18 protein-coding genes and 1 pseudogene are annotated in these 21,276 nt (G+C 72.4%); 10 read left to right on the forward strand and 9 right to left on the reverse strand.

The window, feature by feature from the left end; genetic code table 11:
- Window positions 1–88: 88 nt before the first annotated feature.
- Window positions 89–733 (reverse strand): DedA family protein, encoded by a 645-nt coding sequence (locus ACFYU0_RS14640; protein WP_389300928.1) that lies wholly within the window; start codon window positions 731–733, stop codon window positions 89–91.
- Complete coding sequence (locus ACFYU0_RS14645) at window positions 730–1,503, reverse strand: MBL fold metallo-hydrolase (RefSeq protein ID WP_351669087.1); 774 nt, start codon at window positions 1,501–1,503, stop codon at window positions 730–732. The genes ACFYU0_RS14640 and ACFYU0_RS14645 overlap by 4 nt, the downstream gene beginning before the upstream one ends.
- 85 nt (window positions 1,504–1,588) lie before the next feature.
- On the opposite strand from ACFYU0_RS14645, the gene ACFYU0_RS14650 reads away from it, so the two are divergent.
- From ACFYU0_RS14650 to dnaK, 4 genes are all read left to right on the forward strand, one after another.
- Entirely contained in the window at window positions 1,589–2,020 is a 432-nt protein-coding gene (locus ACFYU0_RS14650; protein WP_389300930.1) for a hypothetical protein, read from the forward strand.
- Window positions 2,021–2,140: 120 nt separating this feature from the next.
- Window positions 2,141–4,279, forward strand: a complete 2,139-nt coding sequence (locus tag ACFYU0_RS14655; RefSeq protein WP_389300933.1) for a phage holin family protein — start codon at window positions 2,141–2,143, stop codon at window positions 4,277–4,279.
- An 89-nt stretch (window positions 4,280–4,368) separates the two neighbouring features.
- The gene (locus tag ACFYU0_RS14660) at window positions 4,369–4,794 is read left to right on the forward strand and encodes an OsmC family peroxiredoxin (protein WP_199212717.1); all 426 of its coding nucleotides are present in this window, start codon (window positions 4,369–4,371) and stop codon (window positions 4,792–4,794) included.
- A gap of 176 nt (window positions 4,795–4,970) precedes the next feature.
- Entirely contained in the window at window positions 4,971–6,860 is a 1,890-nt protein-coding gene (gene dnaK, locus ACFYU0_RS14665) for a molecular chaperone DnaK (RefSeq protein ID WP_351668977.1), read from the forward strand.
- 22 nt (window positions 6,861–6,882) lie between these two features.
- Here the strand turns inward: dnaK and ACFYU0_RS14670 are convergent, their stop codons facing one another.
- Both ACFYU0_RS14670 and ACFYU0_RS14675 read right to left on the reverse strand, forming a co-directional pair.
- Window positions 6,883–7,746, reverse strand: a complete 864-nt coding sequence (locus ACFYU0_RS14670; protein WP_389300937.1) for a helix-turn-helix domain-containing protein — start codon at window positions 7,744–7,746, stop codon at window positions 6,883–6,885.
- A 97-nt stretch (window positions 7,747–7,843) separates the two neighbouring features.
- Complete coding sequence (locus ACFYU0_RS14675) at window positions 7,844–8,677, reverse strand: helix-turn-helix domain-containing protein (protein ID WP_389300939.1); 834 nt, start codon at window positions 8,675–8,677, stop codon at window positions 7,844–7,846.
- A 200-nt stretch (window positions 8,678–8,877) separates the two neighbouring features.
- Between ACFYU0_RS14675 and ACFYU0_RS14680 the strand changes: the two genes are divergently transcribed.
- On the forward strand, window positions 8,878–9,183 hold the full coding sequence (locus ACFYU0_RS14680) for a 4a-hydroxytetrahydrobiopterin dehydratase (RefSeq protein WP_389300941.1): 306 nt from the start codon (window positions 8,878–8,880) through the stop codon (window positions 9,181–9,183).
- 3 nt (window positions 9,184–9,186) lie between these two features.
- A complete protein-coding gene (locus tag ACFYU0_RS14685; protein ID WP_389300943.1) occupies window positions 9,187–9,936 on the forward strand; it encodes a class I SAM-dependent methyltransferase in 750 nt (249 codons plus the stop codon).
- A 17-nt stretch (window positions 9,937–9,953) separates the two neighbouring features.
- Here the strand turns inward: ACFYU0_RS14685 and ACFYU0_RS14690 are convergent, their stop codons facing one another.
- From ACFYU0_RS14690 to ACFYU0_RS14700, 3 genes and pseudogenes are all read right to left on the reverse strand, one after another.
- Window positions 9,954–10,688 carry a ferritin-like domain-containing protein gene (locus ACFYU0_RS14690; protein WP_389300946.1) on the reverse strand — a complete coding sequence of 245 codons (735 nt, stop codon included), beginning with the start codon at window positions 10,686–10,688 and terminating at the stop codon, window positions 9,954–9,956.
- Between the two features lie 142 nt (window positions 10,689–10,830).
- Window positions 10,831–11,064 (reverse strand): annotated as a pseudogene (locus tag ACFYU0_RS14695) (hypothetical protein); the annotation flags it as partial.
- Between the two features lie 141 nt (window positions 11,065–11,205).
- On the reverse strand, window positions 11,206–14,121 hold the full coding sequence (locus tag ACFYU0_RS14700; protein WP_389300949.1) for a glycoside hydrolase family 48 protein: 2,916 nt from the start codon (window positions 14,119–14,121) through the stop codon (window positions 11,206–11,208).
- Between the two features lie 264 nt (window positions 14,122–14,385).
- Between ACFYU0_RS14700 and ACFYU0_RS14705 the strand changes: the two genes are divergently transcribed.
- The 3 genes from ACFYU0_RS14705 (at window position 14,386) to ACFYU0_RS14715 (ending at window position 18,733) form a co-directional block, all read left to right on the forward strand.
- Window positions 14,386–15,876 carry a cellulase family glycosylhydrolase gene (locus tag ACFYU0_RS14705; RefSeq protein WP_389300953.1) on the forward strand — a complete coding sequence of 497 codons (1,491 nt, stop codon included), beginning with the start codon at window positions 14,386–14,388 and terminating at the stop codon, window positions 15,874–15,876.
- Window positions 15,877–15,905: 29 nt separating this feature from the next.
- Window positions 15,906–17,690 carry a glycoside hydrolase family 6 protein gene (locus tag ACFYU0_RS14710; protein WP_389300954.1) on the forward strand — a complete coding sequence of 595 codons (1,785 nt, stop codon included), beginning with the start codon at window positions 15,906–15,908 and terminating at the stop codon, window positions 17,688–17,690.
- 146 nt (window positions 17,691–17,836) lie between these two features.
- Window positions 17,837–18,733, forward strand: a complete 897-nt coding sequence (locus tag ACFYU0_RS14715) for a class I SAM-dependent methyltransferase (protein ID WP_389300957.1) — start codon at window positions 17,837–17,839, stop codon at window positions 18,731–18,733.
- Between the two features lie 115 nt (window positions 18,734–18,848).
- On the opposite strand, the gene ACFYU0_RS14720 is transcribed toward ACFYU0_RS14715, so the two are convergent.
- On the reverse strand, window positions 18,849–19,565 hold the full coding sequence (locus tag ACFYU0_RS14720; RefSeq protein WP_389300960.1) for a glycoside hydrolase family 75 protein: 717 nt from the start codon (window positions 19,563–19,565) through the stop codon (window positions 18,849–18,851).
- A gap of 187 nt (window positions 19,566–19,752) precedes the next feature.
- Here ACFYU0_RS14720 and ACFYU0_RS14725 point away from each other — a divergent pair, with 187 nt between their 5' ends.
- A complete protein-coding gene (locus tag ACFYU0_RS14725; protein ID WP_389300962.1) occupies window positions 19,753–20,364 on the forward strand; it encodes a hypothetical protein in 612 nt (203 codons plus the stop codon).
- A gap of 72 nt (window positions 20,365–20,436) precedes the next feature.
- Here ACFYU0_RS14725 and ACFYU0_RS14730 read toward each other — a convergent pair whose 3' ends face one another.
- Window positions 20,437–21,273, reverse strand: a complete 837-nt coding sequence (locus tag ACFYU0_RS14730) for an aldo/keto reductase (protein WP_389300965.1) — start codon at window positions 21,271–21,273, stop codon at window positions 20,437–20,439.
- Window positions 21,274–21,276 lie beyond the last annotated feature (3 nt).

Genomic DNA, 21,276 nt, shown 5'->3' on the forward strand with positions numbered 1-21,276 from the left:
CTCGTACTGGGTGTACTCGGGCTTTCGGCCGGTGCGGCGAGAGTGCGTGCCGGGCGTCGCGACGCAGACGCGACTTTGCGGACACGGCCTAGCGCTCGCTCCCGCGAAGACGCTTCACGGCACTCGGCGCGGCGCCGATCAGCAGGGTCAGCGCCACCGCCGCTGCCACCCCCTCCCAGGGCTCCGGGAAGAGGGAGCCCCCCAGGATCCCGATCACCTGGTACGTCAGCGCCCACGCCAGACAGGCCGGCAGGTTGCCCCGGGAGAACCGCCGCAGCGGCCACTCGGCCAGCAGGCAGGCCAGCATCACCGGTATCCGCCCCGCGGGCACGAGCCGGGACAGCACGAGTACGGCGACCCCGTGCTCGGCCAGCTTGCCCTGCGCCTGTTCGAGGCGTTCCTCCGGCGCCCGCGAGCGGATCGCCTCCAGCCAGCGCGAGCCGTTCTTCGACCCCAGCCCGCGCCGCCCCAGCCAGTACAGCGCCGCGTCCCCCAGGAAGGCCGCCAGGGAGGCCGTGACGAACACCAGCAGCATGGAGAACGGCGCCGTCTGATGGAACGCCACCACCGCCGCCGTGCTCACCAGGGCGCCGGTCGGCACCACCGGGACCAGCGCCCCGATCAGCACGAGCAGGAACAGCGAGGGATAGCCGAGCGCCTGCTGTGTGGACTCCGGCGGCACGGACCGCGCCGAGGCGGCGGCCAGCGTCACCGCGTCCGCCAGCCATCTCACCGGGCGACCTCCAACCGCACCCGCTCCCCGTGGCCCAGCTTGTGCACCGCCACGTCCGGCGCGGCCGCTGCCGCCAGGCGCACGAACTCGTCGCCCGGCGCGTGGAATTCGTGCGGGCGCACGGCGTCCATGCCGATCGGCCAGTACGTGCCGTAGTGCACCGGCACCGCGGCGCGGGGCGCCAGCCGGGCCAGCGCCTGCGCCGCCCGCCCCGCGTCCAGGTGCCCCGGCCCGAGGAAGGGACCCCAGCCGCCCACCGGAAGCAGCGCGGTGTCCACCGGTCCCACCTGCTCGGCCATGTCGTCGAACAGCCCGGTGTCCCCGGCGAAGTAGGTGCGCGTCTCACCCGTGACGACGTATCCGAGCGCCGGCGAGCGGTGCGGGCCGACCGGCAGCCGCCGCCCGTCGTGCCGCGCGGGCACCACCCGGACCCGCAGATCCCCGACCCCCACCTCGTCCCCGGGCGCCACCTCGGTGATCCGCAGATGCCGTAGCCGGCGCAGTCCGGGTACCGCCCGTGGTGCGCCCCGGGGCACGAGCAGGCGCGTGCCCGGGGCGAGCGCGGCCAGCGACGGCGGATGCAGGTGGTCGGCGTGCAGATGGGACACCAGCGCGAGGTCCGCGCGGCGGGCCTCGGCGGGCGGCACCGCACCCCGGCGGCGGCGCAGGTGCGCGAGCCGGGTCGCGAACAGCGGATCGGTGATCACGCGTATGTTCGCGTCCTCGAGTGTGCAGGTGGCGTGCCCCCACCAGGTGATCTCCACCGGCACCTCCTTCGCCTCCTTCACGCGACTCCCCCGAAGCCTACGGGCAGGAGTAGGGTCGCTGGCGAAACCCGGAGGTGAGGGGGACGCCATGGGACAGCTACGGGTTGCCTCCGGCGGGGTCGCGCCGGTGCGGGTCACCGCCATCGCGAGCCTGACGCCTCTGGAGGAACTGGAGGCCGACCCCTTCCTGGTGGACTCCCGCAGCCAGCACGCCATGTGCGCCCGCTGGGCGGCGGAGCGCGGTTACGTCGTCGCGCGGGAACTTCTCGTCGGCGGACTGCGTTTCGACCATTGCGCACTGTGGGACGGTGTGCGGCCCGGGGTGGACGTCTTCGTCGCCCCCAGCCGGCGCGTGCTGGAGCGCGCCCTCTCCTCCGTGGAGGAGTTCACCGCCGAGTGCGCGCGGCGCGGGGTGCGCGTGGAGACGGTGGGGCGGGCCGAACCGTCGTACGACGCGCAGATGAAGGCACGGGTGCACCGCAGGCTGTCGATGCCGACCGCCGGCTACGACGGGCGCTGACGACGCCGGTGCCGCTCCCACGGCCGCCGCGCCCCCTCCGGAGGCGCCCGGCCCGGTGTGACAAGGTGGGAGCCGGGGCCCGGCCAGGTCGAGCGGGGCGGGACGTGAGGTGTGCGGGGCGTGCGGGACGTGCGGTGGCGGCGGGTCGCCAGTCAGATCGGACGGAGCGCCACGGTGTGGGCGGTCTCGACGCTCACCATGCTCGTGCTCGCCGGTCTGCTGCCCGACTTCAGGCTCCAGTCCGCGGACGGCGACAGCGCCACCCACATAGCCATCACCGCCGCCTTCGGCGCCGGGGCCTTCGGACTGCTCTCGGCCGTGGTCTGGCCGCTCCTGGTCCGGCTGCTGCTGCTCGTGCCCGCCCTCGTCCTCGGCCTGCTGGTCTTCTTCCTCAACGGCTCGCTGCTGCTGCTCGCCCTGTGGCTCAGCCCCTCGGGCCGCCCCGAGGCCGCCCCGGAGACCGCCGTCGTGGTGGCCGCCGTGATGTCCGCGGTGGCCTCGGCCACCGGCGCCGCCCTCGCCGTACGCGACGACGACGCCTACCGCCGCCGCCTGCTGCGCCTCGCCGACCGGCGCCGAAGAGCCGGGCCGCCCTGCGCGGACACCCCCGGCCTGGTCTGCGTCCAGCTCGACGGCGTCGGCCACGACGTGCTCACCGACGCCGTCCGCAGGGGCCTGATGCCGACCGTCGCCGGCTGGCTGGCGACCGCCGACGGCATGCGGCCCACCCACCGGCTCACCCCCTGGCGCACCGACTGGTCCAGCCAGACCGGCGCCAGCCAGCTCGGCATCCTGCACGGCAGCACCTTCGACGTGCCCGCCTTCCGCTGGTACGAGAAGGACCGCGGCGAGGTGATGGTGTGCAACCGCCCGACCAGCGCCGCCGAGCTCCAGCGCCGCGCCGTGCGGCGGACCGGCGACGGGGGACTGCTCGCCCTGGACGGCGCCAGCCGCGGCAACCTGTTCAGCGGCGGCGCGGGCGAACAGGCCCTGGTGCTGTCCATCGCCATCCGCCGCCGGGGCCGGGAGAACCGCTCCCGCGCCGGCTACTTCGCCTACTTCTCCGACCCCGCCAACGCGGTGCGCACGGCCCTGTCCTTCGTCGCCGAGGTGGTCCGCGAGATCGTCCAGTCCAGCCGGGCCCGTCTGCGCAAGCAGCGGCCCCGGGTCGGCCGCGGCGGCCTCTACCCCTTCGTGCGCGCCTTCGCCACCGTCGTCGAGCGCGACGTCGTGGTCGCCGCCGTGCTCGGTGACATGCTCGCCGGCCGCACCGCCGTCTACGCCGACCTCGTCGCCTACGACGAGGTCGCCCACCACTCCGGGCCGCGCGGCCGGGACGCCGAGAAGGTGCTGCAGCGCCTCGACCGGTCCCTCGCCCTGATCGAGAAGGCCGCCGAGCACGCGCCGCGCCCCTACCGCGTCGTCGTCCTGTCCGACCACGGCCAGAGCCCGGGCGAGACGTTCCGCTCCCGCTACGGCCTCACCCTCGGCGACCTGGTCCGGGCCGGCTGCGGACTGCCCGTGCCGCGCCGCGCCGAGCGGACCCGCAGCGGCGCCGAGGCCCGCGCCGCGGTCCGGGCCGCCCTGGGCCGGCCCGAGGAGGCCGACGGCGACGGGCACCGCCCCGCACGGGGCACCGACCCCGTCGTACTGGCCTCCGGGAACCTGGGCCTGGTGTCCTTCCCGGACGTCCCCCACCGCATGACCCGCGAGGAGATCGACGCCCGCCACCCGGGCCTGCTGACCACCCTCGCCAACCACCCCGGCATCGGCTTCCTGCTGGTCGCCAGCGAGGAGCACGACGGCCTGGTGCTCGGCCCGTACGGCACCGAGATCCCGCTGGCCCGCCTGGACGCGGAGCCCGGCCCGCTGGCCGGCTTCGGTCCCGGCGCCGCGGACGCCGTGCGCCGCACCCACTCCTTCCCGCACACCGCCGACATCATGGTCAACTCCTTCCACGACCCCGCCGACGGCGAAGTCCTCGCGTTCGAGGAGCAGATCGGCTCGCACGGCGGCCTCGGCGGCGCCCAGTCCCGGCCCTTTCTGCTCTCCCCGCTCACCCTGTCCGCGCCCGCCGCCGACGGTGAGGAGCCGGCCGGCGCCGAGGACGTGCACCGCGTACTGCGGCGCTGGCTGCTGGAGGTGGACGGCCCGCAGGTGCCGCTCCCCACGCGCGCCGGGGACGAGCGCACCGGGGACGAGCGCCCCGGCGAGGAGCGCACGGGAGAGGAGCGCCCCGGGGAGGAGCGGGCCGCCTAGGGGCCCGTCGACGGGGTGCGGGGCCCCCGAGTGTGATCGGATGGGACGCGGTACCCGAACAACTCGGACCCCCATGGAAAGGAAGAGCCGTGGCAACCACGCGCACCGCACACACCGTCTGGGAAGGCAACCTGCTCGAGGGCAACGGCGTCGTCACCTTCGACTCCTCCGGCATCGGCCAGCAGCCGGTGTCGTGGCCGTCGCGCGCCGAGCAGGCGAACGGCAGGACCAGCCCCGAGGAGCTGATCGCCGCCGCCCACTCCAGCTGCTTCTCCATGGCCCTCTCGCACGGTCTGGCCGGCGCCGGCACTCCGCCCACCCGGCTGGAGACGAAGGCCGACGTCACCTTCCAGCCCGGCGAGGGCATCACCGGCATCCACCTCACCGTCCGCGGCGAGGTGCCGGGCCTGGACGAGGACGGCTTCCGCTCGGCGGCCGAGGACGCCAAGAAGAACTGCCCGGTCAGCCAGGCCCTGACCGGTACGACCATCACCCTGACGGCCGAGCTGGCCTGACACCCGCACCTCCCGCCGATGCCGCGTGCCCACCGGGTGCGCGGCATCGCGTTTCCCGGGCACCCGTGCATTGACAAGCGCGCACCCGCGTTCTGTGCTGGGAGGGCGGCAGGCGTCCTGGCGGATGCGTCCCGGCGGAACCTCCTGGCGGAACCACTGGCGGAAGGGGACGGACCATGACACGTGCGGTCGGGATCGATCTCGGGACGACGAACTCGGTGGTGGCCGTCCTGGAGGGCGGCGAGCCGACCGTCGTCGCCAACGCGGAGGGCGCCCGCACCACCCCGTCGGTGGTGGCGTTCGCCAAGAACGGCGAGGTGCTGGTCGGCGAGGTGGCCAAGCGGCAGGCCGTCACCAACGTGGAACGCACGGCCCGCTCGGTGAAGCGGCACATGGGGGACGCGCACTGGCGCTTCCCGGAGCAGGGCGCCATCGACGGCAGCCGGCTGCGCGCGCAGGAACTGTCCGCGCGGGTGCTGCAGAAGCTGAAGCGGGACGCCGAGGCCTACCTCGGCGAGGACGTCACGGACGCGGTGATCACCGTCCCCGCCTACTTCGACGACACCCAGCGCCAGGCGACCAAGGAGGCCGGCGAGATCGCCGGCCTGAAGGTGCTGCGGATCATCAACGAGCCGACGGCCGCCGCCCTCGCCTACGGCCTGGACCGCGGCGAGGAGCAGACCGTGCTGGTCTTCGACCTCGGCGGCGGCACCTTCGACGTGTCCCTGCTGGACATCGGCGACGGCGTGATCGAGGTGAAGGCCACCAACGGCGACACCCATCTCGGCGGCGACGACTGGGACCAGCGGATCGTCGAGTACCTCGTCAAACGGTTCAAGGGCCAGTACGGCATCGACCTCGGCGCCGACAAGATGGCCGTGCAGCGGCTGCGGGAGGCCGCGGAGAGGGCCAAGATCGAGCTGTCCTCGTCCTCGGAGACGTCGATCAACCTGCCCTACATCACCGCCTCCGCCGAGGGCCCGCTGCACCTGGAGGAAAAGCTGACGCGCGCCCAGTTCCAGGAGCTCACCGAAGACCTGCTGGACCGCTGCAAGAAGCCCTTCCACCAGGCGGTCGCGGACGCGGGCGTGCAGTTGTCGGCGATCGACCACGTCATCCTGGTCGGCGGCTCCACCCGGATGCCCGCCGTCACCGGCCTGGTGAAGGAACTCACCGGCAAGGACCCGCACAAGGGCGTCAACCCCGACGAGGTCGTCGCGGTCGGCGCCGCGCTCCAGGCGGGCGTCCTGCGCGGCGACGTCAAGGACGTCCTGCTGCTGGACGTCACCCCGCTGTCCCTCGGCATCGAGACCAAGGGCGGCATCATGACGAAGATGATCGAGCGCAACACCACGATTCCCACCCGCCGTTCGGAGATCTTCACCACCGCCACGGACAACCAGCCCTCGGTCGGCATCCAGGTCTACCAGGGCGAACGCGAGATCGCCGCCTACAACAAGAAGCTGGGCGTCTTCGACCTCACCGGCCTGCCACCCGCACCGCGCGGGGTCCCGCAGGTCGAGGTCGCCTTCGACATCGACGCCAACGGGATCATGCACGTCTCCGCCAAGGACCTCGCCACCGGCCGCGAGCAGAAGATGACCGTCACCGGCGGGTCCGCCCTGCCCAAGGAGGACATCGACCGCATGATGCGGGAGGCCGAGCAGTACGCGGAGGAGGACCGCAAGCGCCGCGAGACCGCCGAGACCCGCAACCAGGCCGAGCAACTCGTCTACCAGACCGAGCGGTTCCTCCAGGACAACGCCGACCGCGTCCCAGCGGAGACCCGCACCGAGGTCGAGGAGGCGGTCACCGAGCTGAAGACGCTGCTCGGCCAGAACGCCGAGACGGCCGCCCTGCGCACCGGAGTCGAGAAGCTCGCCACGGTCAGCCAGCGGATGGGCCAGGCCATGTACGCGAACGCGTCGGCCGCTTCGACGGATTCGGGCGGTTCCGCCGGCGCGGCCGGTGCCGCCGGGGAGCGGAGCGCGTCCGCGGACGAGGACGGCGTGGTGGACGCGGAGATCGTCGACGACGAGCGGGACACGAAGGGCGGGGCGGCCTGAGCCGGCGGCCGGGGGCCCGGCGTCACAGGGACTCGCGGTACTCCCGCAGCAGCTGCCGGGTGCGCCGCGCCGAGGAGGCCCGGGCGGTCATGTGGTCCAGGACCTCCAGGTGCGTGGAGATCTCCTGGCGGGAATCCAGGTACAGGGCGCCGGTCAGGTACTCGGTGAACACCATGTCCGGCAGCTCCGGTTCGGCGAACCGGAACAGCGTGAACGGCGCGTACGTACCCGGGTGCGGGCCGGCCGCGAACTCGGCGAGCTGCAGGGTGACCCGGTCCCGGTCGGCGTACTGCAGCAGCCGGTCGAGCTGGTCGCGCATCACCGCGGCGTCGACGCTCACCGGGCGCCGCAGCACCGTCTCGTCCATGATCACCCAGAGGTGGGGCGGGTCCGCCCGCTCCAGCAGCCGCTGCCGCGCCATGCGCAGCGACACGTGCCGCTCCATCGTCTCCTGCCCGGTCTGCCCGATCGTCCCGGCCTCCAGCACGGCGCGCGCGTACGCCTCGGTCTGCAGCAGGCCGGGCACGAAGTGCGGCTCGTAGGAGCGGACGATCCGGGCGGCCCCCTCCAGGCTCACGTACAGGCTGAACCAGTCCGGCAGCACGTCGTGGAACCGCTGCCACCAGCCGGGCTGGTTGGCCTCCTCGGCCAGCCGCACGAACGCGGCCTGCTCCTCCCCGGGCGCCCCGTAGGTGGCCAGCAGCACCTGCACGTAGGGGATCTTCAGCGCGACCTCGGCCATCTCCATCCGCCGTACGGTCGCCGACGCGACCCGGAGCACCCGGGCGGCCTCCTCACGGCTGAACCCGGCCGCCTCCCGCAGTTCCTGCAACCGCTTGCCCAGCACCACCTGGCCCACGGTGGGCGCGGCGCGCCGCTCACTCACAGCCCGTCCTCCCCTACGCGCCGAAGTACCCGCGCAGTGTGTCACGCGACGCCCGGGTCGCACCCGCGGTCGAGCGGACCCGGCGCCGCGAGGGGCGTCAACCGGCCAGTGTGTGAAGGTACTTGGCGGTCGCCGGGTCGGCGGGCAGGAAGGTCTCGATGGCGAGTTCGGCGACCGTGACGTCCATGGGCGTGTTGAAGGTGGAGATCGACGACACGAACGACAGGACCCGCCCGTCGTGCTCGATGCGCAGCGGGAGCGCGAAGTACGCCACCGGCCCGGCCGGTTCGTCACCGGACGCGTCCTCGGGCACCGGGTATCCGGCGACCTCCTCGTACAGGGCCCGCAGCTGGTCCGAGCGGTCCAGGGCGATCTGCCGCTCCATCTGCGCGAGCAGGTGCCCGCGCCACTCGCGCAGGTTGCGGATGCGCGGCGCGAGTCCCTCGGGGTGCAGGGTGAGCCGCATCGCGTTCGGCGCCGGCGTCATCAGCTCCTCGGGGACTCCCTCCAGCAGCAGCGCGATGCCCCGGTTGGCGGCGACCACCGTGTACCCGGCGTCCACCACCAGCGCCGGGTAGGGCTCGTAGCCCTGTATGAGCCGTTCCATGCCGTCGCGCAGCGCGTCCAGCGCCGGGTCGTCCAGCGGGGTCTCCGGGTAGCGCGGCGCGTAACCGGCCGCCAGCAGCAGCGCGTTGCGCTCGCGCACCGGCACCTCGAGGTGCTCCGCCAGCCGCAGCACCATCTCCTCGCTGGGCCGGGACCGGCCGGTCTCGATGAAACTGATGTGCCGGGCGGAGGAGTCGGCGCGCAGCGCCAGCTCGAGCTGGGACACCCGGCGCCGCTCCCGCCAGGAGCGCAGCAGCCGGCCTGCCTGGCCCTTGTCGGCGTTCGTGGCGGCGGAGGCGGAAGGGCCGGTCGCGACAATGGTCATGCCGTCGACCGTAGTCGAGCGGCCCGCCCGGCGGCACGCCCCGGCACGAAGCCGGTCCCGCCCCGCCGCGGAGCGGTCAGGGAGCCGAACGGAGTGCCCGCGCGGCCGAACGGGGTGCGCGACGCAACCTGACCGGGTGCCCGGGCGGGCGGACGTGGCAGGCTGAACGCGTACCCGCACGCCCCGGAGGGAGCCGTCACATGGCCGTGGAACCGCTGTCGCAGAAGGAGATCGAGGACCGGCTGGCCGAGCTGCCCGGCTGGTCGCTGGACGGCGACCGGCTCACCCGGTCCTACCGGCTCGGCTCGCACTTCGCGGCGACGGCACTCGTCGTGCACGTCGCCGGCATCCAGGACGAGCTCGACCACCACTCCGACCTCACCCTCGGCTACAACACCGTCCACCTGAGCGTGAACACGCACAGCGCGGGCGGCGTCGTCACGGAGAAGGACTTCGCCCTCGCCCGCAGGGTGGAGGACATCGCCTCCGGCCACGGAACACACTGACGTGTGCTCGACTACGACGAGGAAGCGGACGCCTACGACGCCTCGCGCGGCGGCGAACCGCGCGCCGAGGCGGCGGCCGGGGCCGTCCTCGGCCTGATACCCGACCGGCCGGGCCGGCTCCTGGACATCGCCTGCGGCACGGGGCTCGTCACCCGGCGCCTGGCCGCCGCCCGGCCCGCGCTGCGGGTGACGGCGGCCGACCTCTCCGCCGCCATGGCCCGCCGGGCGGCCCACCGCCTGCCCGGCGCCGTCCTGCGGGCCGACTGCCGCCGCCTGCCCTTCCCCGACGCCACCTTCGACGCGGTCACCGGCGTCTGGCTGTTGCACCTGCTGTCCGGCCCCGACGAGGCGCGTGCCGTCGTCGCCGAGTGCGCACGGGTCCTCAGATCCGGCGGTGTCTACGTCACCACGGTCGACAAGGCCGCGGCGCACGACGTGGGCAGCGACATCGACGCCGTCCTCGCCCCGCGCCCCCGCCGCCCCGCCCAGGACGCCGCGGACGCCGTCGCCCGGTACGCCGCCGCCGAGGGACTCGTCCCGGCCGGACGAACCGCCTTCCCCGGCCGCGGCCAGGGCCGCAGCCCGCGCAGCACCGTCACCGACCTCAGGCGCGGCTGGTTCACCCTGCTGCCCCCGGACGACCCCCGCACCGAGGAGTTCGCCACCCGCCTCGCCCGTCTCCCGGACCAGGACCGCCGCCGCCCGGACCCGGTCTTCCCCCTGCACGCCTTCCAGAAGCCGCCCACCGCCTGAAACTCCGACGCAGGGCGTCAGGCCCCGTGGCCCGTCCACGCGTCCGGCCGCGGGGTGAGGATCGAGCGGACCACGGGGCCGGACAACGCCATGACGTCGGAGACGAAGCGCAGGCGTCCGACGCCGAGGTGCCGCAGGGCCCGGCCGTGGTCGGTGGCGACGACGGCGGTGACCGCGAGGAGCAGCAGCCGCCACCCGGCCAGCACCGGGCGGCGTGCCGCGCGGGGCAGTTCGGCGAAGGAGGTGTGCAGCCGGGCGCAGTGGAAGGGCACGTGGCGCTCCTCGTCGGCCAGGACGCGGCCCGCCACCTGCGAGGTCAGCGGGTCCCCGGCGCCGTCGCGCAGGGCGCGGTAGTACCGCAGGGCCACCACCTCGGCGATCATCAGCACCAGCAGTTCGAGGCGCAGGCCCATCAGGCGCCGCAGCCGGACGAAGACCGTGTCGCTCCAGTGGCCGCTCAGCAGCGGCATCCCGCCCGCGGCCAGCAGACGGGCGAGCATCCTGGCGTGGTTCTGCTCCTCGGCGACGAACAGCCGGACCGCCCGGGCGTAGTCGGGGTCGCCCGCCTGGTCCGCCTTCGCCACGAGGTTGACTCCGTCGCCGTCCTCCCCGACCTGGAAGCGCTGGATGCCCGCCCACACCGCGGGAGGCAGTGCCGCGCCCCGCCCCCAGTCCGGATCCCCGAGGGCGGCCCTCCGCCCCCGCTCGTCCTCGAAGTCCCGTGCCCACTTGGCGAACTCGTTGCCGTGCACCCGGTGTCCCTCCCCAGGGCGCGACCGTCGTGCCCTGGACAGGGACGACGTCCGGGGACGGCGAAACGTTGCATCGCCGTCCCAAAGACGCCGGTCTCGTGCTGTTCCCCGACCAGTCGCCGGTGAAGCCGAAGCTCACCGACGAGCCCGCCGCCACCGTGCCGTTCCAGCCCACGTTCCTCGTGGTCACCGGGGCGCCCACCCTGTCCGGGTCCGCGGCGTCCGAGGCCAGGCTGACCACGCCCGTGTGCCCCCAGTCGTCCCAGCCGGCCGAGTCCAGCAGCGGGGTCCAGGTCTGCGTCGACTGCTGCCGGGTGCCGGCCGGCAGGCCTGCGGCGAGCGCCAGTACGGCCGTGAGGATGCGGGTTCTGCGCACGGTGGGGGGCCTCTCGCGGGGAGGGGTGCAGGACCGGGGAACGTGACGGCCGGGCGGCCCCCTGGTGCGGGTGGGGACCGCCCGGCCCGGTGGTCCCGTCGTCCGGTGACGGGACCGTGCACGCGGAGCGCCGGCGGGGACCTATTCGAGCAGCTCCGCGTACGAGCCCATGGCCAGGGCGACGTCCGCCTCGGCCCAGAAACGGTGGTACGTGAAGACGGGCGCGGCGCCGCCCTTGAGGTAGGCCTCGATCTTCGACCAGGCCGGGTCGTTCTTGTAGAAGGACCGGATCGAGGAGAACGTCGAGGACGAGTTGACCGCGTCGCCGTTCGGCATCCTGCCGCTCCAGCCGCTCGGCACGTACACGCTGTCGTTGAACCGGCTGTAGTCGCTCCGGGTCTCGGGGACGGCGATGCCGAGGCTGTCCTGGTAGTTGCCCCACATGCCGTCCAGCAGCGCCTTCGCCGTCGACTTCGCGGCGGAGTCACCGGACTTGGCGGCGTAGTACGTGAGCGTCTTGGCGTACGCGGCCGCCACGCCGACGTCGTCGGTGTAGTCGGCGACCGTCACGTGGAGTCCGCTGTTGGCGCCGGGGCTCGACGCGTTCCAGGTGTCGGGCTGGCCGGTCCACTGCAGGGTGGAGGGGATGCGGTACGTGCCGTCCGGGTTGACCGTGGTCTTGGACAGCGCCCACTTGACCCACTTGTCGAGCACGGCCTTGGCCTTCGCGTCGCCGGTCTGCTGGTAGTACTCGGCGACCCGCTCCATCGACCAGGCCTGGAAGCCGAACCACTGGTTGGACGGCGGGTCGTGGTAGACCGGCTGCCAGTCGTAGTACATGCCGTAGAACGTCGGCGTGCCTGCCGGCGGGGTGGCGTACCGGCCCTGCCAGGAGTTGGTCGCGCCGCCCGCGATCGCGCCCTCGGACGACTGCAGCCACTGGTAGAACTCGAGCTGCCGGGTGAGCGACTTGCCCCAGTCGGCCGCGCCCGTCGCCGACTTCGGCTTCAGGTCGGCGTTGTTGCTGAGCGCGTACGCGGCGAGCGGGTTCTGGTAGCCGCCGTGCACATGGCTGGAGCCGATCCGCCAGGCCCAGCCCGCGCTGGTGTCGGCGGCGCCGCCCCAGGCGTAGTACCAGGACAGCAGGTAGTGCGAGGCGTCCTTGCCGGTGCCGGCCGGGCAGGCGGACGGACCGACGCAGTTGCCGATCTTCTTGAAGTACTTGTCGTACATCGCGTACCGCAGGTAGTCGCCCATCTTCGCGGCCTTGGCGACGGTCGCGGAGACGTCACCGCTCTTGCCCTGCGCCTTCGCCCACACGTCGGCCCAGTAGGCGGCCTGCACCGCGCGCGCGTCCGCGTCCGGGGCGTCCGTGTACTTCCACTGCTTGGCGTAGGAGGAGTCGCCGGTGAACAGGTCCAGATAGCCGTTGGCGCCGCCGTACTTGAAGGCGTCGCAGGTCGGCTGCGGGACCGTCTCCCAGACGGACTCCTGCGGGCCGCGCTGGAAGGTGTTGATGTACGACGGTCCGGTGGCCGTCGGACCGGCCTCGCACTTGCCGGGCTCGTCGCCGTAGCCGTAGACGTTGTCGACGTCCTGGATCCAGTGCATGCCGTAGACGTCGTCCGTGCCGTACGCGCTCTTCAGCTCACCGGCGATCGGGTCCGAACCCACGGAGACGCCCGTGTCCAGCTTGGCCGGGTACTCGTTCGGGGTGTCCTGTTCGGGCGCGTAGGTGGCCGGCTTCGAGGCGTTGTAGGAGGAGCTGGTCGGCTGGTCGGCGTGCGTGGGGATCATGTACTTCTCCATGATCTCCCAGGCGCCGTTGAACTTGGACCAGTCGCCGGTCACCTTCCCGTACATCGCCTGCAGCCACAGCAGGTAGCTGTAGGCCTCGGAGGTGGTCTCGTGGCCGTAGTCGGGAGCCTCGACGATCAGCGTCTCCACCGAGTGGTACGGGATGCCCTCGGGTGAGAAGTAGCCGTTCGCGGGGTTGGTGATCTTCCCGTACAGGTCCAGGAACCGGGCGTCGTACGCCTTCGACGCGGCCAGTTCCGTCACCGTGACCGTCGCCTTGGTGTGACCGGTCGCCGACGCGGTGAAGGTGGCGCTGCCGGTGCCGGAGGAGTCGGCGGTGACGGTCACCTTCTGCACGGTGTTCCAGTTGGACGGCGTGAAGGTCAGCGAGGAGCCGCCGGTGACCGACAGGCCCGTGTTGCCGGCCGTACGGGCGACGCCCACCGTCACATTGGCGCTCGGCTGCGTGGAGAGCTTCACGTCGAAGGTGCCGGACTTGCCCTGCTGGACGCCGAGCTGGGTGGGCGAGGCGACGACCGCCGGGCCCGAGGCGACCGTGATGCCGACCGGAGTGGACTCGGCGGAGGCGCCGAGGCTGTCGTACGCCTTGGCCACCAGCGAATGACTGCCCACGGTCAAACCAGAGGCCGAGAGCGCGTACGGCGCGCTGGTGTCCGTGCCCAGCAGCGTGGTGTCGTCGTAGAACTCCACCTTGGTCACGGTCGCGGCGTCGGCCGCCGCGGCGGTCGCGGCGAGCGGCACCGCGTCGCCCTGCGAGTACGTCGCGCCCGCGGCGGGGCTGGTCAGCACGGCGACCGGCGGCTGGTGCGCGCCGGCGCACGTGGTGCCGTTGACCGCGAAGGAGGCGGGCGCCGTGTTGGTCCCGCTGTACGTGAACTGGGCGCCCGTGGACACCGCGGCCCCGGCGGCGATGGTGCCGTTGTACGAGGCGTTCTTCACGGTGACCGTCTGGCCGGACTGGGACCAGCTGCCGTTCCAGCCGTTGCTCAGCTTCTGGTTGCCCGAGTAGCCGTAGGTCAGGGTCCATCCGTCGATCGCGGACGTGCCGCGGTTGGTGAGGGTGAGGTCGGCGGTGAAGCCGGAGCCCCAGTCGTTGGTCTTGTAGTCGACGCTGCACTGGACGCCCGCCGCGTGCGCGGCCGTGGCGCCGGTGGCGAGCGTGGTGAGCGGCAGGGCGAGCGCCGCGATGGCGGCGGTCCACCATCGCCGCGCGGCTCTGCTCTTGCGTCCGGGATCCATGGTGCTGGTTCCTCCTTGCGGCTTGCGGCTCGAGGGGGGATGTCAAGGCTTGAACCAGTGGGAGCGCTCCCATAGTGAGGACGAGCCCGGGAGCGGTCAAGGTGCTTGAAGAGTCGAAATGATTCGACAGGTCCTCTCTCGGAAAAGTTCCTCAACTCCCCTGTGCAATCAGCCCGGTTGCCGCTACCTTCCATCGCACCAGTGGGAGCGGTTCCATTCAGTCGACGCGTCCGTCACGGCGCGCCAAGCTGCAAGGAGTCGCTCATGCGACACCCCCCGCGTTCAGTACTTTTAGCCGTCGCCGGTGCGACCGCGCTGCTCGGCGGCGTGCTCGTCCCGGTGGTCACGGCTGAGGGAGCCACACCGGCGTGCACGGTGGAGTACGCCGTCACCGGCCAGTGGGACGACGGCTTCCAGGGCTCCGTCAGGATCACGAACCACCAGGCCGCGACGATCGGTTGGAAGCTCACCTTCGACTTCGCGGCCGGCCAGAAGGTCACCCAGGGCTGGAACGCCAAGTGGTCCCAGTCCGGCACCACCGTCACCGCGGCCAACGAGAGCTGGAACGGCGGCCTCGGCTCCGGCGCGAGCGTCAGCGCCGGGTTCCTCGCCTCCTGGTCCGGCGGCAACGCGGTGCCGACGGCGTTCAGGCTCAACGGCACCACCTGCAACGTGGACTCCGAACCGACGACACCCCCGCCGACCGACCCGCCCCCGACCGATCCGCCGCCGTCCGACGGCGCCGCGCCCGCCCTGCACGTCTCGGGCGGCAAGCTGGTGGACGCGGCCGGCCGCACCCGCAGGCTGCTCGGCGTGAACCGCTCCGGCGGCGAGTTCATGTGCGTGCAGGGCTACGGCATCTGGGACGGCCCGGTGGACGACGCGGCGATCGAGGCGATCGCCGACTGGAAGGCCAACGCGGTCCGCATCCCGCTCAACGAGGAGTGCTGGCTGGGTCTCTCCAACGTCAAGCCCGAGTACGGCGGCGCCAACTACATCGACGCGGTCAAGGACCTGGTGGCCCGCGTCGAGGCGCACGGCATGACGCCCATCGTCGAGATGCACTGGTCCTACGGCCAGTACACCGGCAACTCGGCGGGCTGCTCCGACGTGCACGCCACCTGCCAGAAACCGATGCCCGACATGCGGTACGCGCCGTCCTTCTGGGCGTCCGTCGCCAGCACCTTCAAGGACGACAGGGCGGCCGTGTTCGACCTGTTCAACGAGCCGTACCCGGACCGGGCGACCTCCGGCGCCGCGGACGCCTGGAAGTGCTGGCGGGACGGCGGCACCTGCCCCGGCATCTCCTACGAGGTGGCCGGAATGCAGGACCTGGTGGACAGCATCCGGGGCGCCGGAGCGAAGAACGTCATCATGGCCGGCGGGCTCGCCTACTCCAACGACCTCAGCCAGTGGCTGACGTACCGGCCCACCGACCCGGCGGGCAATCTCGCCGCCGCGTACCACGTGTACAACTTCAACACCTGCTCGAGCGAGAGCTGCTGGAACTCCACCCTCGCCCCGGTCGCAGCCCAGGTGCCGCTGATCGCCGGTGAGGTCGGGGAGAACACCTGCTCGCACGGTTTCACCGACCAGGTCATGAAGTGGTTCGACGACCGGAACCTGTCCTATCTCGGCTGGACCTGGAACACCTGGGACTGCTCCTCCGGGCCGTCCCTGATCTCCGGCTACGACGGCACACCCACCGCGTACGGCGCCGGCCTGCGCGACCACCTGCGCGCCCTCAACCCGTAACCGCATCACGGAAGAAGGAACCCGCACTCATGAGTCCTACCAGAATTTCGCTGCTCGCCGCCCTGGCACTGGTCGCCGGCGCCTCCGGGACGGCGCTCGTCGCCGGACCGGCCGGCGCGGCTGCCACCTCGGTCCCGTGCACCGTCGCCTACCAGATCCAGAACCAGTGGGACACCGGCTTCACCGCCAACGTCACCGTCACCAACAACGGCGCCGCCAAGTCGGGCTGGTCGGTGAAGTGGTCGTACGCCGGCAACCAGAAGGTCACCAGCGCCTGGAACGCGAAGGTCACCCAGAGCGGCGCCGCCGTCACCGCCGCCAACGAGAGCTACAACGGCGTGCTGGTCAACGGCGGTTCCGTCAGCTTCGGCTTCCAGGGCACCTACAGCGGCAGCAACGCCGTGCCCGCGACCTTCACCCTCGACGGGGTCACCTGCAACGTCGACGACGGCGGCAGCTCCGGCGGCGGCACCGGTGGCGACACGGGCGGCGGCACCGGCGGCGGCACGGGTGGTGACACGGGCGGCGGCACCGGCGGTGACACGGGCGGCGGCACCGGCGGCCGCGTCGACAACCCGTACACCGGGGCCAAGGTGTACGTGAACCCCGAGTGGTCGGCCCTCGCCGCCGCCGAACCCGGCGGCAGCCGCATCTCCAACCAGCCCACCGCCGTCTGGCTGGACCGGATCGCCGCCATCAACGGGGTGAACGGCGGCATGGGCCTGCGCGCCCACCTGGACGCGGCCCTGAAGCAGAAGGGCTCCGGTGACCTCGTCGTGCAGCTGGTCATCTACGACCTGCCGGGCCGTGACTGCTCCGCCCTGGCCTCCAACGGCGAACTCGGGCCGAACGACCTCGACAAGTACAAGAGCCAGTACATCGACCCGATCGCCTCCATCCTGTCCGACTCGAAGTACGCGGGCCTGCGGATCACCACGGTCATCGAGCCCGACTCGCTGCCCAACCTGGTCACCAACGCGGGGGGCACCGCGGGCAGCACCGACGCCTGCGCGACCATGAAGGCCAACGGCAACTACGAGAAGGGCGTCAGCTACGCCCTCGACAAGCTGGGCGCCATCGCGAACGTCTACAACTACATCGACGCCGGCCACCACGCCTGGCTCGGCTGGGACTCCAACCTCGGTCCCACGGTCCAGGAGTTCTACAAGGTCGCCACCAGCAACGGCGCCAGTGTGAGCGACGTGGCCGGGTTCATCGTCAACACCGCCAACTACAGCGCCACCAAGGAGCCGTACTTCAAGGTCACCGACTCGGTGAACGGCCAGACCGTGCGCCAGTCGAAGTGGGTCGACTGGAACCAGTACGTCGACGAGCAGTCGTTCGCGCAGGCGCTGCGGGACAAACTGGTCGGGTCCGGGTTCAACTCCGGCCTCGGCATGCTGATCGACACCTCCCGCAACGGCTGGGGCGGCACCGCCCGGCCCACCAAGTCCGGCCCGCTGACCTCCGTGGACGACTACGTCAACGGGAGCCGGATCGACCGGCGCGTCCACGCCGGCAACTGGTGCAACCAGAGCGGGGCAGGACTCGGCGAGCGGCCCACCGCGGCGCCTGCCGCCGGCATCGACGCCTACGTCTGGGTCAAGCCGCCGGGGGAGTCCGACGGCGCCAGCTCCGCCGTCAGCAACGACGAGGGCAAGGGCTTCGACCGCATGTGCGACCCGACGTACGGCGGCAACGCCCGCAACGGCAACAACCCCTCCGGCGCCCTGCCGAACGCGCCGCTGGCCGGGCACTGGTTCTCCGCCCAGTTCCAGCAGCTCATGCAGAACGCCTACCCGCCCCTTCCCTGACCGGCTGAACGTCCGCCGGGGCGCGGCCCTCACCGGCCGCCCCCCGGCGGTCCCTTTTTGCGGCACCGGCAACGAAACTGGCCCCGGCCCGGCGTTCCGGCGCAGGCTGTCCGCATCCGGACGACAGCGCCCAGGAGGCCGCACCCATGGCACACGAACACCACGACCACCACCACCCGCACCAGGGCCACCACCACGGCGGCGACGTCGACTGGGGTGCGATGGCCGCGATGCTGGAGACGGAGGCCGAGGTGTCCACACCGGCTTACTCCCACGCCCTGGCCTGGCTGAGCAAGGAGGTGACCGAACCCGGTCTGGTCGTCGACGCCGGCAGCGGGCCCGGGGTGCTCTCCGGCCTCTTCGCGGAGACCTTCCCCGGCGCCCGGGTGATCGCCGCCGACAGCTCCGAGCCGTTGCTGGAGCACGCCCGGGCCCGCGCCGCCCGCCTCGGCTACGCCGACCGTTTCGGCACCCTCGCCGGTGAGCTGCCCGGCGCGCTGCGGGAACTGGAGTACCCGGCGGACCTGCTGTGGGCGAGCCGCAGTGTGCACCACCTCGGCGACCAGCGGGCCGCGCTCGCCGCGTTCGCCGAACGGCTCGCGCCCGGCGGCACCCTGGCCATCCTGGAGGGCGGGCTGGCCCCCCGCTTCCTGCCCCGTGACATCGGCTTCGGCCGCCCCGGACTGCAGGCGCGTCTCGACGCAGCGCAGGAGGACCGGTTCGCCCGGATGCGGGCCGAGCTTCCGGGCGCCGTCGCCGTGACCGAGGACTGGCCCGCGCTGCTCGCCGCCGCCGGCCTGAAGCACACCGGCACCCGCAGCTTCCTGCTCGACCTGCCCGCCCCGGTTTCGGACCGGGTCCGCGCCCACGTCGTCGCCGTGCTGACCCGGACCCGGGAGATCCACGCCGACGCCCTCGACGCCGGGGACCGCGCCACCCTCGACCGGCTCCTCGACCCGTCCGACGAGCGCAGTCTGCACCACCGGCCCGACGTGTTCCTCCTGGCGGCCCACACGGTGCACCGCGCGGTCCGGCCCGTGTAGCGGGCGGTCACCGGGCTCGCCGAGAACACCCGGCGCCAGGTGACGGAGTTCGGCGTCGGCGTCAGCACCGTCGTCGTACGTCCGCTGGGGCAGCCCAACTGATCCGCCCCGACGTTCAGTTGTCCCGCAGGAACTGCCTGGCGAGCTGGTCCCCGAGAGAGACGGCCGCGCTGTGGCTCTCGATGGGGGAGACCTTGGAGTTCTTGAACAGGATGTACGTCACGCCGGAGTCGACCCCGCCGGTGGCCGGGTCGGGGTCGATGCCGAGCGCCTTGGCGGTGGCGTACGAGGCCTCACCGATGATGGCGGTGGGCCCGGTGTCCCCGACGACGGCGTACTCGACCTTGCCGTCGTAGACCACGGCGACCACTCCGCCGCCCTTGATGCCGGCGCCCGTGTAGTTCCAGACGGTGCTGGAGCTGGGCACCACCACGTACGGCAGGGACTCGGCCTTCAGGGGCCTGCCGTCGGACTGGTGGAACGCGGTGTCGTCCTGGTACCAGGGGTCGCGGTCCTCGTTGCAGTTCGCGGTCCGCTGGCCGTCGCAGTCGATGTCCATGTCGGCCTTCCAGAACACCGCGCCGTTCTTGCCGCACACGGGGACCGTCGCCGAGGCCTCCTCGTCGGTGCGGTACTTGCCGTTGGAGATCTGGGAACAGGACGTCACCTTGGCGAGCAGGTCCGCCGCGCTCACCGTGCCCTCCTGGACGGAGGCCGGCGGGGCGCCGGAGGGGTCGACGGGGTCGGGGTCGGAGGCGTGGGCGGGAAGCACTCCGGCGGCGAGCAGAGCGGCGCCGGAAGCCGCGACGAGGGTCAGTGAACGCAGGCGCACTGTGGGGGGACCCTTCTGTTAGGAAAGTTTCCTTACCGGGCGTCCTACAAGGTGGCGTATGCGCATGCCCTCGTCAAGCACCTGTACGAGACTCGGCGTTGTGTTCGCTTTTGCGGGCCTTTGCCTCACACGGAAGACTGGTTCGGGTCGAAGCGACAGGCCACAGGGCACGCGGAGGCGAGATGTCATGTTCGTGCGCACCGTCTACGTGACCGGCGACCCGGCGAAGATCGACACGGCGGTCCGGACCCTGAACACCGAGGGGCGCGAACTGCTCGAGGAGCGCCCCGGTTACCTCGGGGCCGGGGTCTTCACCGACCACGAGCTGGGCAAGCTGCTGGCGGTGAGCTGGTGGGCCTCCGAGCAGGCCCGCGGCAACAGCGACACGGTGATGCGGCAGCACCGGCAGGCGCTGCTGGAGCCGTTCGCGGGCACCCTGGCGGTGGAGAACATGGAGGCGGTCGTCCACCGTTCGCTGCGGGTGCCGCGCTTGGGCGGCGGTCTGCGCGTGTCCCGGGTCGAGTTCGATCCCGCGGACGCCGCCCTGTTCGAGGAGACCTTCCGGTCGACCGTCCTGCCGCGCCTGGAGACGCTGCCGGGTCTCGCCCGGGCCGCTCTGCTCGTCGACCGCGAGCGCGGTCTGGGCCGGGTCGGCACCCTCTTCGTCGACCGCGCGTCCATGGCCGCGTCCCGGGCCGCCCAGGCCGCGGCCCGCCACGAGGCCGCGGCGAAGGCGGGGGCGAGGGTCGTGAGCCTGGAGGAGTTCGAGGTCGTGCACGCGGACGTGCACCTCGGCTGAGTCCGCGCGTTCGGGAAACGGCCGCCCGCCCCGCCCGTACGGCGGCTGCGGACGGCCGTTCGCCGTGCGGGGTCAGGCGACGTCGAACGTGGCCGGGTCCGGGCCGAGCCGCCGGTCCTCGTTCAGGGCGCTGATGGCCGCGAGGTCCTCGTCGTCCAGGCTGAAGTCGAACACCTGGATGTTCTCCTTGATCCGCGACGGCGTCACGGACTTCGGGATCACCACGTTGCCGAGCTGGACGTGCCAGCGCAGCACGACCTGGGCCGGGGTGCGGCCGTGCTTCTGCGCGATGGCGACGATCGCCGGCACCTCCAGCAGGCCCTTGCCCTGGCCGAGCGGCGACCAGGCCTCGGTGGCGATGCCCTGCTCCGCGTGCAGCTCGCGGGCCTGGTGCTGCTGCAGGTGCGGGTGCAGCTCGATCTGGTTGACCGCGGGGACCACCGACGTCTCCGCGATGAGCCGGTCCAGGTGCTGGGGAAGGAAGTTGGAGACGCCGATCGCCTTGACGCGGCCGTCGGCGTACAGCTTCTCGAACGCCCTGTAGGTGTCGAGGTAGGCGTCCCGGGACGGCAGCGGCCAGTGGATGAGGTACAGGTCCAGGTAGTCGAGACCCAGCTTCTCCAGCGACGCGTCGAACGCGCGCAGCGTGGAGTCGTACCCCTGGTCGCTGTTCCAGAGCTTGGTGGTGACGAAGACGTCCTCGCGGGGCAGGCCGGAGGCGGCGATGGCCTTGCCGGTGCCCTCTTCGTTGCCGTAGATCGCCGCTGTGTCGATGCTGCGGTACCCGGCCTCGAGCGCCGTGGCGACGGCCTGCTCGGCCTCGTCGTCCGGCACCTGCCAGACGCCGAAGCCCAGCTGGGGCATCTCGACGCCGTTGTTGAGGATGATCGGGGGGACCTTGCTGCTCACGAG

The organism is Streptomyces sp. NPDC003720 (genome assembly GCF_042875075.1).
In the GTDB taxonomy this organism is placed as follows: domain Bacteria; phylum Actinomycetota; class Actinomycetes; order Streptomycetales; family Streptomycetaceae; genus Streptomyces.

Excerpts from the sequence above, each read along its gene's own strand:
- ACFYU0_RS14710 (WP_389300954.1), top strand. The coding sequence starts at position 15,906 with ATGAGTCCTACCAGAATTTCGCTGCTCGCCGCCCTGGCACTGGTCGCC.
- ACFYU0_RS14680 (WP_389300941.1), top strand. The coding sequence starts at position 8,878 with ATGGCCGTGGAACCGCTGTCGCAGAAGGAGATCGAGGACCGGCTGGCC.
- ACFYU0_RS14715 (WP_389300957.1), top strand. The coding sequence starts at position 17,837 with ATGGCACACGAACACCACGACCACCACCACCCGCACCAGGGCCACCAC.
- ACFYU0_RS14705 (WP_389300953.1), top strand. The coding sequence starts at position 14,386 with ATGCGACACCCCCCGCGTTCAGTACTTTTAGCCGTCGCCGGTGCGACC.
- ACFYU0_RS14725 (WP_389300962.1), top strand. The coding sequence starts at position 19,753 with ATGTTCGTGCGCACCGTCTACGTGACCGGCGACCCGGCGAAGATCGAC.
- ACFYU0_RS14650 (WP_389300930.1), top strand. The coding sequence starts at position 1,589 with ATGGGACAGCTACGGGTTGCCTCCGGCGGGGTCGCGCCGGTGCGGGTC.
- ACFYU0_RS14675 (WP_389300939.1), bottom strand. The coding sequence starts at position 8,677 with ATGACCATTGTCGCGACCGGCCCTTCCGCCTCCGCCGCCACGAACGCC.
- dnaK (WP_351668977.1), top strand. The coding sequence starts at position 4,971 with ATGACACGTGCGGTCGGGATCGATCTCGGGACGACGAACTCGGTGGTG.
- ACFYU0_RS14700 (WP_389300949.1), bottom strand. The coding sequence starts at position 14,121 with ATGGATCCCGGACGCAAGAGCAGAGCCGCGCGGCGATGGTGGACCGCC.